This window comes from Kitasatospora sp. NPDC094016 (assembly GCF_040304045.1).
Lineage (GTDB): Bacteria > Actinomycetota > Actinomycetes > Streptomycetales > Streptomycetaceae > Kitasatospora.
On sequence record NZ_JBEOUK010000008.1, the window covers coordinates 1 to 15,164 of the forward strand.

General features: G+C 73.7%; 7 protein-coding genes. 1 reads left to right on the plus strand and 6 read right to left on the minus strand.

From position 1 onward, the window contains the following. Both ABT015_RS10305 and sbnA read right to left on the minus strand, forming a co-directional pair. Nucleotides 1-1,919: condensation domain-containing protein (locus tag ABT015_RS10305; RefSeq protein ID WP_350878287.1), on the minus strand; the 1,919-nt coding region annotated here is incomplete at its 3' end. A 103-nt stretch (nucleotides 1,920-2,022) separates the two neighbouring features. Continuing rightward, entirely contained in the window at nucleotides 2,023-3,072 is a 1,050-nt protein-coding gene (gene sbnA / locus ABT015_RS10310) for a 2,3-diaminopropionate biosynthesis protein SbnA (protein WP_350878288.1), read from the minus strand. Nucleotides 3,073-3,293: 221 nt separating this feature from the next. On the opposite strand from sbnA, the gene ABT015_RS10315 reads away from it, so the two are divergent. Beyond that, on the plus strand, nucleotides 3,294-10,457 hold the full coding sequence (locus tag ABT015_RS10315) for a non-ribosomal peptide synthetase (RefSeq protein ID WP_350878289.1): 7,164 nt from the start codon (nucleotides 3,294-3,296) through the stop codon (nucleotides 10,455-10,457). A gap of 114 nt (nucleotides 10,458-10,571) precedes the next feature. Here ABT015_RS10315 and ABT015_RS10320 read toward each other — a convergent pair whose 3' ends face one another. The 4 genes from ABT015_RS10320 to ABT015_RS10335 all read right to left on the minus strand — a co-directional run bounded on the left by ABT015_RS10320 (nucleotide 10,572) and on the right by ABT015_RS10335 (nucleotide 14,970). Further along, complete coding sequence (locus ABT015_RS10320; RefSeq protein WP_350878290.1) at nucleotides 10,572-11,330, minus strand: AfsR/SARP family transcriptional regulator; 759 nt, start codon at nucleotides 11,328-11,330, stop codon at nucleotides 10,572-10,574. A gap of 136 nt (nucleotides 11,331-11,466) precedes the next feature. Continuing rightward, nucleotides 11,467-11,757, minus strand: a complete 291-nt coding sequence (locus ABT015_RS10325) for a helix-turn-helix domain-containing protein (RefSeq protein WP_107453059.1) — start codon at nucleotides 11,755-11,757, stop codon at nucleotides 11,467-11,469. A 257-nt stretch (nucleotides 11,758-12,014) separates the two neighbouring features. Beyond that, the gene (locus tag ABT015_RS10330; protein WP_350878291.1) at nucleotides 12,015-14,240 is read right to left on the minus strand and encodes an MMPL family transporter; all 2,226 of its coding nucleotides are present in this window, start codon (nucleotides 14,238-14,240) and stop codon (nucleotides 12,015-12,017) included. A 154-nt stretch (nucleotides 14,241-14,394) separates the two neighbouring features. Continuing rightward, the gene (locus tag ABT015_RS10335; RefSeq protein WP_350878292.1) at nucleotides 14,395-14,970 is read right to left on the minus strand and encodes a 4'-phosphopantetheinyl transferase family protein; all 576 of its coding nucleotides are present in this window, start codon (nucleotides 14,968-14,970) and stop codon (nucleotides 14,395-14,397) included. Between the last annotated feature and the right edge of the window lie 194 nt (nucleotides 14,971-15,164).

Sequence of the window (15,164 nt, forward strand, 5' to 3'; positions counted from 1 at the left end):
ACCTTGGCCCAGAGGTGGTTCATCATGCCGGAGCGCTGGACCATGGCGCCCTTGGGCTTGCCGGTGGAGCCCGAGGTGAACATCACGTACGCCAGATCCAACTCACCTCCGACAGAGGTGAGTTCGGCGCCACTGCCGGAGTCGGAGGGGTCCGTCAGCGGCAGGGCGGTGGTCGCCCCGGCGGTGAGCTCGGCGGCCTGTGCCTCGTACCCGGCGCCGACCAGCAGGTGGCGGGCGCCGCCGTCCTCCAGCAGCCCGGTGTTGCGGGCGGCGGGGGCGGCCGGGTCGAGCGGCAGGTAGGCACCGCCGGCGGCCTGGACGGCCAGCACGCCGGTGACGAAGGGGACGCCGGGCTCGGCGAACATCGCGACCACCGAACCGGTGGTGACCCCGGCGGCGGTCAGCCGGGCGGCCAGGCCCGCCGCGCGGGCGACCAGTTCGCGGTAGTCGATCCGCTCGGCGCCGTCCGCCACGGCCACCGCGTCCGGCGTACCGGCCGCGACGGCGCGGACCCGCTCGACCAGACCCTGGTCGGCGGCGGTGGCCGGATCCCAGGCGCCGAGCAGCCCGAGCGGTTCGCCGGTCGCGCCCAGGCCCACCTGGCCGAGCGGGCGGTCCGCGGGCATGGTGGCGAGGGCGCCGAGGAAGGTCCCGAACCGGGCGAGGTGGGTGGCGAGTTCGGCCGGCTCGTACAGCTCGGGGTTGCCGTCGAGGTGGATCTCGACGGTGCCGTCGTCCGCGTTCAGGACCGTCATGATGAGGTCCTTGACGATGCCGGTGGACAGGTTGACCACGACCCCGCGGCAGTCGCCGAAGGCCAGCTCCGGGTCCTGGTTGAGCACGTTGATGAACGGGCCGAAGGCGCGCTGGTCGTCGATCCGCAGGCCGATGTCGCGGCGGACCCTGTCCCCGCGGTAGCGCTGGTGCTTCAGCGTGCCGGCGACCTCGACCCAGGCCGCGCGCAGCAGTTCGGTGCGGGTCATCTCCGGGCGCACCCGCACGGCCAGCGGCAGGTAGTTGGCGAGCATGCCGGGGATCTCGCGGCTGACCGCGCCGACCCGGCCGGTGACCGGCAGGGTGAGCAGCGGCGCCGGGACCCCGGTGACGCGCTGGGTGTAGGCGGCCATCGCGGCGACCATCAGGACCGGCATGGTGACCTTGCCGTCCTGGGCGAGGGCGTGCAGCGCGGCCGTGGTCGCGGGGGAGAGCCGGGCGGTCTCGCGCAGCGCGACCCGGCCGGGGGCCGGCTCCTGCTCGGAGAGCGAGACCAGCTCGGGCGCCGGGCCGTGCCGGTCGGAGGTGAGGCGGTCCGTCCAGTAGGCGCGGTCCTTCTCGACCATCGACGAGTCGAGGTACTTGCGCTCGGCGTCCAGCAGCCGGTGGAAGGCCGGCATGGCGTCGGCGTCCAGCTCGGCCGGGCCCTCGCCGGCGGCCAGCCGGGTGTAGGCCCTGGACAGCTTGGGGTAGAGCAGCGAGCGGCTGAAGCCGTCGGCGAGGATGTGGTGCATGCACAGGTAGAGCAGGTGGTGCTCCGGGGCGAGCCTGATCAGCGCGCCGCGGAACAGCGGGAAGTCGGTGACCTCCATCGGGTCGGCGTGGTCGGCCCGCATCCACCGCTCGGCGGCCGCCGACGGCTCCGCCTCGCCGCTGAAGTCCAGCGTCCTGAGCGGGAGCTGGGCGAGCGGGCGGATGATCTGGCCGGGGGCGCCGTCCTCCTCGACGAACTGCACCCGCAGCCCCTCGGCCTCGTGGCCGAGGCGTTGCAGCGCCCGTCCGAGCAGCTCGGCGTCGAGCGGTCCGCGCAGATCGATGTAGTCCGCCATGTTGTAGGCCAGCGGCCCGGCGGCGAACTGCTCGTCGAACCAGATCTCGGCCTGTGCCGCGGTGAGCGGAAGGACAGCGTTCCGGTTTGTCGTCACTGCTTTGCTCTCCGTCATTCTCAGCCTCAGCCCCGCCTTGAAAACTCTCGACCCTCTGACCCCGCCGGCCCCGCTCGCGGCGGCCCCGACCCCGCCGGTCCGGTCAGCCGGACACGGTCTGGAGCCCGGCGTGGAGCCCGGTGGCGACGCCCGCCCCGAGGCCCCGGTGCTCGATCCCGGGCAGCAGGCCCTCCGGGCCGACCGAACCGCGCACCCACTCGTCGTGGTAGACGGTGTCCATGTAGCGCTCGCCCAGGTCCGGCGAGATGGTCACAGCGGTCACCCGCTCGCGCACGCCGCCCGCGCCGTCGCCGTAGTGCTCGTTCAGCCAGCGCAGCGCGCCGCTGACGGCCGTCCCGGTGGAGCCGCCGAACAGGAAGCCGCCGCGCATCAGTTCGCGGCAGGTCCGGACGGTGTCGGTCTCCTCGACGTGGACCGCCCGCTCCACCAGCGACTCGTCCAGCAGCGCGGGGCGCACGCTGGTGCCCAGGCCCGGGATGTGCCGGGTGGCCGGCGGGGCGCCGAAGGTGACCGAGCCGACGCTGTCGACCGGGACGACCCGCACCGAGGGGCGCCGCTCGCGGAAGTACCGGGCGCAGCCCATCAGCGTCCCGGTCGTGCCCGCGCCGATGAACAGCACGTTCAGGTCCGGGAACTGGCGGGCGATGGCCGGCGCGGTGGTCCGGTAGTGCGCCATCCAGTTGCCCGGGCTCAGGTACTGGTTGAGCCAGACCCGCTTCTCGTCGGCGGCGAGCAGCGCCTTGACGTGGCGGATCCGCGCACCGAGGAAGCCCTCGGTCTCGTGCGGCTCGGTGATCAGGTGCACCTCGGCGCCGTACGACTCCATGGTGCGGCGGGTGACCTCGTTGCAGCGAGAGTCGGTGACGCAGATGAACTTGTAGCCGCGGCTGGCGGCGAGCACGCTCAGGGCGACGCCCATGTTCCCGGACGAGGATTCCACCAGGGTCGAGCCGGGGCCGAGGACGCCCGCCGCCTCGGCCTGCGCGACCATTTCCCGGGCCGCTTTCAGCTTGATGGACCCGGCGAAGTTGAACCCTTCGACTTTCAGGAAGAGACGGTGCCCGAAGAACGGCTGCAGATTCACGAAGAGGTCGCTGACCTCGAATTCGTGCGACGCGGAAATGACCGGCACTGGAGACTCCTGGCCTTCGGTAACGAATTAGCCTCGGCGGCAAGCCTCCCGCCGGGCGCTGACGAGGGGCTGACGGACTGCTGACGGGGTCCGCGACCAGGGTTTCGGACCCGCCCGCAGGCGCGCGTCAGCCGTCCGTCAGTTGCCGGTCAGTTGCTCGTCAGCGCCATCGGAAAGCGTTTGTTATTCCGCACTTGCAGGCCTTCCACGAGGAGCCCGGTTTGAATCGGCCGTCCGCCATCAGTGAAGTCCTTCCGCTCTCGCCGCTGCAACAGGGACTGCTCTTTCTCTCGGAGTACGACCGTGAGGGGACGGACGTCTACACCATTCAGCTGGTCCTCGACCTGGACGAGCTGACCGACGCCGATGCCGCCGCGCTGCGCACCGCGGCGGGCCTGCTCCTGGAGCGGCACCCCAACCTGAAGGCCTGCTTCCGGCACCGCAGGAACGGCGAGGCGATCCAGGTGATCCCCACGTCGGTCGAACTGCCGTGGCGCGAGGTCGCGGTGGCGGCCGGCGCCGAGGGGCCGGAGGCGGAGTTCGACCGGCTCGCCGAGGAGGACCGGCTGCGCCGCTTCGACCTCGCCCGCCCGCCGCTCCAGCGGCTCACCCTGGCCCGCGCCGAGGGCGGGCGCTGCCGGCTGGTCTGGACCGTCCACCACATCCTGGTGGACGGCTGGTCGATGGTCTCGCTGATCGGCGAACTCGCCGCGCTCGCCGAGGAGCTGAAGGCCGGCGGCGCCCCCGCCAAGCAGCCGCAGGCGGGCGCGGCCCGCTACCAGGCGCACCTGGCCTGGCTCGGCGCGCAGGACAAGGAGGCCGCCCGGCAGGCCTGGAGCACGGCCCTGGCCGGGGTCGTCGACCCGACCCGGCTGGTGCCGGCCGGCCGCGACCGGGCCGCCGGCGCCGCCGCGCTGCCGCAGGCCGTCCCGCTGGAGCTGACCCCCGAGGTCTCCGCCGCGCTGACCGGCTTCGCCCGCTCGCGCGGCCTGACCGTCAACGCGGTGGTGCAGGGCTGCTGGGCGCTGCTGCTGTCCCGGCTGACCGGCCAGGACACCGTGCTGTTCGGCGCGGTCACCTCCGGCCGGCCGGCCGAGGTCCCGGACGTCGAGCGGATGGTGGGCCTGTTCGCCAACACGCTCCCGGTCCGGGTGGACGTCGACCCGGCCCGCACCCCGGCCGAGCTCTTCGCCGACGTGCAGCGGTCGCAGACCGCGCTGCTGGCGTACGAGCACCTGACCCTGGCGGAGGTCCAGCAGCTCACCGCCGTGCGCGGCGAACTCTTCGACACCGCCCTGATGTTCCAGAACTACCCGATGGGCGGCCTGCCGCTGGCCACCGGCACCGGCCCCCGGGTGACCGGCGCCGACGTCCGCTCCGCCACCCACTTCCCGGTCACCCTCACGGTCTTCCCCGGCACCCCGTTCGGCCTGGCCGTCAACCACGTGCCCGCGCTGGTCACCCGGGCCGAGGCCGAACTGGTCGGGCGGCGCTTCGCCCGGCTGCTGGCCGCCGCCGTCGCCCGGCCCGACGAGCCGTGCGGCCGGCTGGACGTCCTGGACGAGGCCGAGCGCGCCGGGATCACCGGGGCCCGCAACGCCACCGGGGTGCCGCTGCCCGGCGACTGGCTGGCCCCGCTGCTGGCCGCCCGGGCCGCCCGCACCCCGGACGCGCCCGCCGTGCGCTGCGGCGAGGAGCGCCTGACCTACCGCGAACTGCACGACCGCGCCGACGCGCTGGCGCACGCCCTGCACGCCGCCGGGGCCGGCCCGGAGCAGGTGGTGGCGATCGCCCTGGACCGCTCCTGCGACCTGGTGGTGGCCGCCCTGGCCGTCCTCAAGTCCGGCGCGGCCTACCTGCCGCTGGACCCGGACTACCCGGCCGACCGGCTGCGCTACATGCTCGCCGACGCCGCCCCGGTGGTGACCCTCACCCACCGCCGGGTGCGCGAACTCCTCGCCGCCGAAGCCGCCGAATCCGCCGAAGGCGAGATGAGCACCGGCGAGCTGTGGGTGCTGGACGGCCCGGACGCCGCGACCGGTGCGCCCGGGCAGCGCGTACCGGGCACGGCCCCGCACGCCGACCACCCCGCGTACGTGATCTACACCTCGGGCTCCACCGGCCGCCCCAAGGGCGTCGTGGTGCCGCACCGGGCGCTGGTCAACCTGGTCGAGGACATGGTCGCCCGCTTCGAGGTGACCACCGAGGACCGCTTCCTCGCCGTCACCACCTTCGGCTTCGACATCGCCAACCTGGAGCTGTTCGTCCCGCTCGCCGCCGGCGCCGAACTGCTGGTCGCCGACCGCGAGACGGTCCGCGATCCGGCCGCCCTGGCGGACGCCGTCACCGGCCTGGACGCCACCCTGCTGCAGGCCACCCCCAGCCTCTGGCAGTCGCTCGCCGCCGACCACGCCCCCCGGCTGGCCGGCCTGCGCGCCCTGGTCGGCGGCGAGGCACTGCCCGAGCCGCTGGCCCGCACCCTCACCGCGCACTGCGCGTCCGTGACCAACGTGTACGGCCCGACCGAGACCACCATCTGGTCCACCGCCGCGCCGCTGACCGCCGCCGAGGCCGGGCCGCCGCCGATCGGCGGCCCGATCGCCAACACCCGGGTGTACGTCCTGGACGGCGCGCTGCGCCCCGTCCCCGACGGCACCTTCGGCGACCTCTACCTCGCCGGCACCGGCCTGGCCCGCGGCTACCTGGGCCGCCCCGGCCTGAGTGCCGAGCGCTTCGTCGCCGACCCGTACGGCCCGAGCGGCGAGCGGATGTACCGCACCGGCGACATCGTCCGCTGGGACGCCGCCGGCACCGCGCTGGAGTACGCGGGGCGCAGCGACCACCAGGTGAAGATCCGTGGCTACCGCATCGAGCTCGGCGAGATCGAGTCCGTGCTCGCGGCGCAGCCCGGAGTGACGCGGGCCGTCGTCACGGCCCGCACCGACCGGGCGGGGGACGCCCGCCTGGTCGCCTATGTCGTACCGGCAGGGATCGACCGCGACCGCTTGCGGGAGCGGGCGTCATCGGTGCTGCCCACGCACATGATCCCTGCCGTGTACGTTCCCTTGGACGACCTGCCGCTGACCCCCAACGGCAAGGTCGACCGCAAGGCCCTGCCCGCCCCGCCGGACGAGCGGGCGGGCACCGGACGCGAGCCCGCGGGGGAGCGCGAGGAACTGCTCTGCGCGGTCTTCGCGGAGGCCCTCGGGCTCGACCGGGTCGGCGCCGACGACGACTTCTTCGAACTCGGCGGCCACTCGCTGTCCGCGACCAGGGTCGCCAACCGGCTGCGTGCCGCGCTCGGCGTGGACGTCCCGGTGCGGACCCTGTTCGACGCCCGGACGGCCGAGGCGCTGGCCCGCGCCCTCGCCCCGGACGCGGCGGCGGTCGCGGCGGAGCCGGCCCCCCGGCGCCCCGCGCTGCGCGCCGTCCCGAACCGGCCGTCCTCGGTGCCGCTCTCGCACGCCCAGGAGCGGCTCTGGTTCCTGGACAAGATGGACGGGCCCACCGGCAACTACAACATCCCGCTGGCGGTCCGCCTCACCGGCCCGCTGGACGCCGCCGCGCTGGCCGCCGCCGTCCGGGACGTGGTGGCCCGGCACGAGAGCCTGCGCACCGTCTTCGCCGAGGCCGACGGGCTGCCCTCGCAGCTGGTGCTCTCCGCCGAGGAGGCCGAGCAGGCCGGCGCCCCGCTGGTCGTGGTGGACCTCTCCGGGGCGGCACCGGGCGCGCTGGAGGCGGCGCTGGCCGCCGAGGCCGTCCACCCCTTCGAGCTGTCCGCCCAGGTACCGCTGCGGGCCCGGCTGTTCACCCTCGGCCGGGACAGCCACGCGCTGGCCCTGACGGTGCACCACATCGCCGCCGACGGCTGGTCGCTCGGCCCGCTCGCCCGCGACCTCTCCGACGCCTACCGGGCCCGGCTGGAGGGCGCCGGGCCGCGCTGGGAGCCGCTGCCGGTGCAGTACGCCGACCACGCGCTCTGGCAGCGCGAACTGCTCGGCTCCAAGGACGACCCGGACAGCCTGGCCAGCGCCGAACTCGCGCACTGGCGCGAGGCGCTGGCGGGCATCCCGGAGGAACTGGACCTGCCCACCGACTTCCCCCGCCCGGCCCGGGCCGGGCACCGCGGCGCCGAGGTCGAGTGCACGGTGCCCGCCGGGACCCACGCCCGGCTCGCCGAACTGGCCCGGCGCGGCGGCGCCAGCCTGTTCATGGCCGTCCAGGCGGGCCTGGCCGCACTGCTCACCCGGCTGGGCGCGGGCACCGACATCCCGCTCGGCAGCCCGGTGGCCGGGCGCACCGACGACGCCGTCCGCGACCTGGTCGGCTTCTTCGTCAACACCGTGGTGCTGCGCACCGACACCTCGGGCGACCCGGCGTTCACCGCCCTGCTCGGGCGGGTCCGGGAGACCGACCTGACCGCCTACGGGCACGCCGAACTGCCCTTCGAGCACCTGGTGGAGGAGCTCAACCCGGTCCGCTCGATGGGCCGGCAGCCGCTCTTCCAGGTGATCCTGGCCTTCGAGAACAGTGCCGACCCGCTGCCCGCGATGCCCGGCCTGAGCGCCGAGGTGCTGCCGATCGGCAGCACGACGGCCAAGTTCGACCTGTCCTTCCAGGTGCTGGAGCGGACCGGTCCGGACGGCGCCCCGGCCGGTCTGGACATCCGCCTGGAGTACCGCGAGGACCTGTTCACCGGGGCGACGGCGGCCCGCCTCGCCCGGGCCCTGGCCACCCTGCTCGACTCCGCCGCCCGCACCCCCGACGCGCCGCTCAGCGCCCTCGACCTGCTCACCGCCGAGGAGCGCCGCGTCCTGCTGGAGGAGTGGGCCGGCCCGACCGCCCCGTTCACCCCGGTCACCCTGACCGCCGTGTTCGAGGGCCTGGCGGCCGCCGACCCGGACCACCCCGCGCTGATCGGCCCGGACGGCGTGCCGGCCGGTCCGGCGACGACGCGGCTGTCCTACGCGGCGCTCAACGAGCGGGCCAACCGGCTCGCCCACCTGCTGCTGGAGCGCGGGGTCGGCCCGGGCGACGTGGTCGCGCTGGCGATGCCGCGCTCCGCGCCGCTGGTGATCGCGCTGCTGGCGGTGCTCAAGACCGGCGCCGCCTACCTGCCGGTCGACCCGCAGTACCCGGCCGAGCGGATCGCCTACATGCTCGACGACGCGGCGCCCGCCCAGGTGCTGACCGTCGAGGCGGTCGCCGACCGGATCCCGGGGCTGGCCGAGGGCGTCGTCCCGCTGGTCCTGGACTCCCTGCGCACCCGGTCCGACCTGGCCGGCCGGCCCGACCGCAACCCCGTCGACGCCGACCGCACCCGGCCGCTCCTCCCGCAGGACGTCGCCTACGTGATCTACACCTCGGGCTCCACCGGCCGCCCCAAGGGCGTCGCGGTGCCGCACCTAGGGGCGGCCAACCTGGCCGCCAACCACCAGGCGCGGATGGGCGCGGGGCCGGACACCCGGGTGCTGCAGTTCGCCTCGTTCAGCTTCGACGCCACCGTCTGGGAGCTCGGCGTCTCGCTGTACTCGGGCGGCACCCTGGTGGTCGCCACCGACGAGAGCCGGGTCTCCGGCGAGGTGCTGGCCGCGCTGCTCGCCGAGCACCGGGTCAACCACACTGTGCTGCCGCCCACCGTGGTCGCGGGCCTGCCCGAGGACGTGGCGCTGCCCGCGGACCTGCACCTGCTGGTCGCCGGCGAGGCCTGCCCGCCGGCTCTGGTCGACCGCTTCGCCCCGCAGGTCGAGTTCCGCAACGCCTACGGCCCGACCGAGACCTCGGTCTGCGCCACCTGGAGCGAGCCGCTGCGTCCGGGCAGCGGCCGCCCGCCGATCGGCCGCCCGCTGGACAACCACCGGGTGTACGTCCTGGACGACGCCCTCGCCCCGGCCCCGGTCGGTGTCACCGGCGAGCTGTACGTCGCCGGCACCGGCCTGGCGCACGGCTACCTGCGCCGCCCGGTCACCACCGCCGAGCGCTTCGTCGCCGACCCGTACGGCCCGGCCGGCACCCGGATGTACCGCACCGGCGACCTGGCCCGCTGGCGGGCCGACGGCACGCTCGACTACGTCGGCCGGGTCGACCACCAGGTGAAGCTGCGCGGCTTCCGGATCGAGCTCGGCGAGATCGAGGCCGCGCTGGTGCGCCACCCGGTGGTCGTGCAGGCCGCGGTGCGGGTCGCGCCCTCGCCCACCGGCGTGCCCCAGCTGACCGGGTACGTGGTGCCGCTGCCCGGCGTCGCCGCCGTCGACGTGCCGGTGCTGCGCGCGTTCGTCGCCGAGTCGCTGCCCGCGCACATGGTGCCCGCGACGCTGGTGACGCTGCCCGCGCTGCCGCTGACCGCGAACGGCAAGCTCGACACCCGCGCCCTGCCGGCGCCCGGTGCCGCGCCCGCCGCCGCGCAGGCCCCGGCGCGGCGCCCGGGCACGCCGGCCGAGGAGGTCATCGCCGGGGTCTTCGGCGAGATCCTCGGCCTCGACCAGGTCGGCGCCGACGGGGACTTCTTCGACCTCGGCGGCGACAGCCTGCGCTCGGTGCAGATCGTCAGCCGGGCCGCGAAGGCCGGGCTCACGCTCTCGCTGGCCGACGTCTTCACCCACAAGACGGTGGCGGCCCTCGCCGCCGCCGCCCGGCCCGCCGCCTCGCGGCGGCTCCCCGCGACGGTGCTGGAGCCGGTGCTGCCGATCCGGCCCGGCGGCACCGCCGAGCCGCTGTTCTGCGTGCACGGCGGGGTCGGCTTCGGCCTGCCGTACGCGGAGCTGGCCCCGCACCTCGACCAGGCCCGGCCGGTGTACGCGCTGCAGTCCGACGGCGTCGCCGCGCCCGAGGGGGAGTGGGAACGGCCGCAGGGCGTACGGGAGCTGGCGGCCACGTACCTGGCGAGGATCCGCGGGGTGCAGCCGCACGGCCCGTACCACCTGCTGGGCTGGTCCTTCGGCGGGCTGGTCGCGCACGAGATGGCGGTGCAGCTCCAGGCGGCGGGCGAGCGGGTGGCCTTCCTGGCGGCGCTGGACGTCTTCCCGGTGCTGCCGGGCGACCACGATCCGACCGACGAGGAGATCCGCGGGGCCTTCCTCGCCCACCACGCCACCGGGGCGGGCATCGACGACGGGGAGCTGCGCCGGCTGATGGCGGTGATGCGCCACCACACCGACATCGCCCGGGAGTTCACCCCCGGCCGGTTCGACGGCTCGCTGCTGCTGTTCACCGCCGCCGACGAGGTGCAGGGCGCCCCCGCCGCCGAGCTCGCCGACCGCTGGCGCGCGCACCTGACCGGCGCGCTGACGGTGCACGACGTCGCCTGCGGCCACGAGGAGATGCTCGGCCGGGAGGCGGCCGGCCGGATCGGCGCGGTGGCCGACGCCGCGCTGCGCCGGTCCTGAACGACCGGACGGCCGGGCCCGGAATCCGGGCCCGGCCGTCACGGGGCCGCCGGCGGCGCCCCAGGAGGGGAGCCGCCGGCGTGCCGGGGCGAACTGCCCTCGCCCCGACGGGACTTACAGTGAGGGGTCCTGCATCAGGATCGCCTGGTAGAGGTGGTGGAGACGACGACTCGGTTTGAGCCCCAACTCGTCGTCGAGCCACTTCCGGGTGCGGTGGAAGATGTCGACGGCCTCCGACTGCCGGCCGCACCGGTAGAGGGCGATCATCAACTGCTCGCTGAACCGCTCGCGTTCCGGGTACTGGGCGAGCAACTGCTTCAGCTCGGCCACCACCGCCCCCGCCTCGCCCGCCTGCAACTGCGCCGAGATGAGGTCCTCCCGCGCGGTCTTGCGCTGCTCGTCCAGACGCAGCGCGACGGCCCGGCACCAGGGCCCGTCGCTCGTGTCGAGCAGGGCCGGGCCGCGCCACATCGCGAGCGACTTGCGGAGCGTGTCCATCGCTTCGTACGGCCGGTCGCTGACCAGCCCCGCGCCCTTCTCCGCCGTCCGCAGGAATCGGTACGCGTCGACCGCGTCCTCCGAGACGTTGAGCATGTAACCGTTGTCAACCGTGCGGATGAGTTCCTGGTCCGGCCCCTCCAGACCGATTTCCGCCAACGATTTGCGCATGCGTTTGACATTGGCCTGCAAGGCGTTGCGCGCGTTCTTGAGCGGCGCTTCCCCCCACAGTTCGTCGATCAGTTCGTCGAACGCGACCACCTGGCCGGCGTTGAGCGCCAGCATGGTGAGCATCACGCGGTTCTTCTTCGCCCGTAGACCTACGGTGCGCTGACCGTCGCCGATCAATAGTGGGCCTAATATGGAGATGTACACCAAATTCCCCGTCCCTAGCGGTGAACTCCAGCCACAAGCTTTTCTCCTGTGACCTCGGCCCGGCCACCGTCAACAGTGGTCGACGTGTTTGGGGTGGCCTGACAAAGGGGAAAAGCCTGGGTATCATTCGCGCTGGTCAAGTATCGGACACGCCTGGGTCGTCCGGCCATGTACCTTCGTACATGAGTTGATGAACCTGCGCCACCAACCCCACCTGAAGCCGCGACTCCACTCCCAGTTTCGCGAGGATGTTGGCGACGTGCGCCTTCACCGTGCGCTCCGTGACGTGCAGTCGGGCGGCGATGCCGCGGTTGGAGTGTCCGGCACCGATCAGGTCGAAGACCTGCCGTTCCCGTCCGGACAGCGTCCCGACCCGGGTGAGCTCGTTGCGCCAGCGCGCCGAGGCGAGGCTGCCGTCACTGTGCATGGCCACCCCCCTGACCGCCCCCTGCTTCCCCGTGGTGCGTCCAGCGGCAGTTGCGCCCCCCCGTCACCGGGAAGGTCGTTCACGTGCCGACGAACGTGCATGCGATTCTACAACTCCCGTAACAAACCACCACGGGACAGTCGGCGTCAAACCCCTTGTCACAACTGGTTGTGGCCGGTGCCTGCACGAAACGCACACGAAAGGGCCGGGGAAGGGGCTAAGCCCTTCCCCGGCCGTCGAGTTGGACGGGTCCCGTGTTAGGGGAGGGTCGTGCGGGCCGCCGAGGCCGCCGCCGCCGCGGCCACGATGGCCGGCATCCGCGGGGCCCGGGTCGTGGTCTGGCGCGCGAGCCGCGAGGGCCAGAAGGTCTTCCAGCCGAGCAGGGTGACCACGGCCGGCAGGACGACGATCCGGATCACCGTCGCGTCGAGCAGCACCGCGCAGGCCATGCCCACCCCCATCTGCTTCATCTCGATGAAGTTCAGCGAGGCCAGCAGGGCGAACACGCAGACCATCACCACCGCGGCGCTGGTCACCACGCCCGCCGTGCGGGTGATGCCCTGCTCGACCGCCTCCCTGACGGACAGTCCGCCGCGGGCCGCCTCCCGGATCCGGCTGACCACGAAGACGTGGTAGTCCATCGACAGGCCGAGCAGGATCACGAAGAGCATCAGCGGCAGCCAGGCCACCACCCGGCCGGTGGACTCGAAGTGCAGCAGGTCCTCCGCCCAGGTGTGCTGGAAGATCAGCGCGAGCAGGCCGAAGGAGGCCGCCGCGGACAGCAGGTTGAGCACCACGGTGATCAGCGCGAGCATCACCGAGCGGAACGCGACGGTCATCACCAGGAAGGTCAGCACCAGGGCCACCCCGAGCACCCAGGGCATCTTGCGCATGACGTTCGCCCGGTAGTCGACGTCGAACGCGACGTCGCTGCCGCCGACCGCGAACTCGGCGCCCGCGACCGTGCCGAGGGTCTGCGGGGCGAGGTCCTGGCGCAGCCGGGCCAGCGAGGCGCGGGCCTGCGGGGAGCCGCTGTCGAAGTGGGTGCCGATCGCGATGGTGGCGACCGTGCCGTCGGGGGAGGTGCGGACGGTCGGCGCCGGGTTGTGCACGAAGAGGGCGTCCTGCGAGGCGCGTTCGACCAGCGCCTCCACCGCGCCGCCCAGCTCCGCCGTCCGGTCGGCCGGGACCTTCACCGCGACGGTGTGGGTGTCGGCCTGACTCGGGAAGGAGTCGGTCAGCCGCTCGTTGGCCTGCATCGCCGGGATCGACCGGGGCAGGTCGTCGATCCCGGTGGCCTTGAGCTTCAGGCCGAGGGCGGGCAGCGCGAGGACGAGCAGCGCGCCGACCGAGAGCACCAGCGCGATCACCGGGTGGCGCAGCGCGGGCTTGAGCATGGTCGACCACAGCCGCGGCTTGACCCCGCCCTTCTGGGTGAGCCGCCACACCAGCGGGACCCGCGGCGCGTCCAGGTAGCGGCCGAACCGGGACAGCATGGCCGGCAGCACGGTCAGCGAGGAGGTGATCGCGATGGCGACCACCAGCACCGCGCCGGTGGCCATCGACTCGAAGGCGATGTGCCCGGCGAGGTAGAGCGCTCCCATCGAGATCATGACGACCACGCCGGACACCAGCACCGAGTGCCCGGAGGTGGCGGCCGCGATCTCGATGGCGTCGATGTTGTTGGCGCCCAACGCCCGCTCCTCGCGCTGGCGTTTGAGGTAGAACAGCGAGTAGTCGACCCCGATCGCCATGCCCATCAGCACGATGACGTGCGTCACCGGCCCCGGGTCGGGCACCAGTTGGGAGGCCACTCCCCACAGGCCCAGCCCGGCGAGCACCGAGGACAGGCCGAGGACGACCGGGACGCTCGCGGCGACGATCGCGCCGAAGACGAAGACCATCACGAGCAGCGTCACCGGCAGGCTCAGCACGGTCGCCTTGCCGAGGTCCTTGCTCAGCATCTCGTTGAGCCCGGCCTTGATCGAGCCGGCGCCGACGAGCTCCATCCGCAGCTCGGTGTGCGACGCGTGGGTCCTCGCCACGGTGTCGATGAGCGGCTGCACCCGGTCGGCGGAGGTCTCCGGATCGCCGTCGAGGGTCACCGGGACGAGCAGGGCCGAGCCGTCCGGCGCGGGCACCGGAGCGTCGATCGAGCTGATGCCGGGGAGGGCCTTCAGGTCGCGGGTGGCGTCCGAGGCCGCGGACTGAGCCTGGACGGGGTCGAGCCGGCCGCCGCCCCACGGGGTGATGAGGACGTTCTCCACCGCGCGCTCCTGGAGGCCGCCGCTGCGGGCGATCGCGGCCGCCCGGCCGGACTCGCCGATGGCGAGGTCGGAGGTGGTGGCCTGCCGGGTGCCCGTGACGCCGCCGACCACGAGGGCCGCCACGACGAACGCCACCCAGAGCGCGATCGCCCACCAGGGGTGGACGGCGCTCCACCGAGCGGCCCTGGTGATCACGTTCCTGCCTTCCACGATCACGTTCCCCTCCTCAAAAGAAATGCCCGGATCAAGACACGGGCCTGACTTATGAGTCCGGCCGGTGCGGTGCGGCGTTCGCCTGCATCACCGAATCTAGTGACGCTTCGACGCATGATCACGGGTACAACTTCGACGATTGGAGGGGGAGTTTCTTCTACTTGACAGCCGGCCCGAGAGGGCTGCCGCCGGATTCCCCGGGCGGAATTTGATACCACATCCGCCGGGACACGTTAAAGGGCCCGTCGCCGATCAGTGCGACGGACCCCGCGTATTCCTCGGGCAGCGGCAGGTCGTTGACTCTCCACGGCCCGGGCAACGGCCCGGAGCGTGCGTACACGGTGGCTTCCGGTCCGTCGTGGGCGACCGGGATCCCCATGCCCTGGGTGAGTCTGGCGCCCGAGGCCTTCACGCACGCCTCCTTCCTGGTCCACAGCCGGGTGAAGGCGTCCGGCCCCTCCCGGGCGACCAGCTCCCGTTCGTCCGGAGGGAAGAAGCGACCGGCCAGCCGGGCGGTGTCCAGCTCGGCGCGGGCCAGCTCGACATCCACGCCGACCGGCCGGGATGCCAGGGCGAGCAGGGCGATCTCGCCCGAGTGGGACAGGTTGAAGTGCAGGCCCGGCGCGTCCTCGACGGCCGGCTTCCCCCACGGGCCGCGGCTGAAGCGCAGCCCGGCCGGGTCGCGGCCGAGGCGCTCGCCGAGGACGATCCGGGTGGCGGCGTGCGCGAGCACGAAGCGGCGCCGCAGCCCGGGCAGCTGTCCGCTCCGGGCGCGGGCCCGCTCCTGCTCGTCGAGCAGTTCCTCCAGGTGCGGCGGGTACCCGTCCGGGGCGCCCTGGGCGGCTTCGCCGCCCGGGTGGTCCGGGTGCTCGCCACCGGTCAGCGGAATCTGCCAGATCTCGACCGCGTCCCGACCGACCGGTTGTT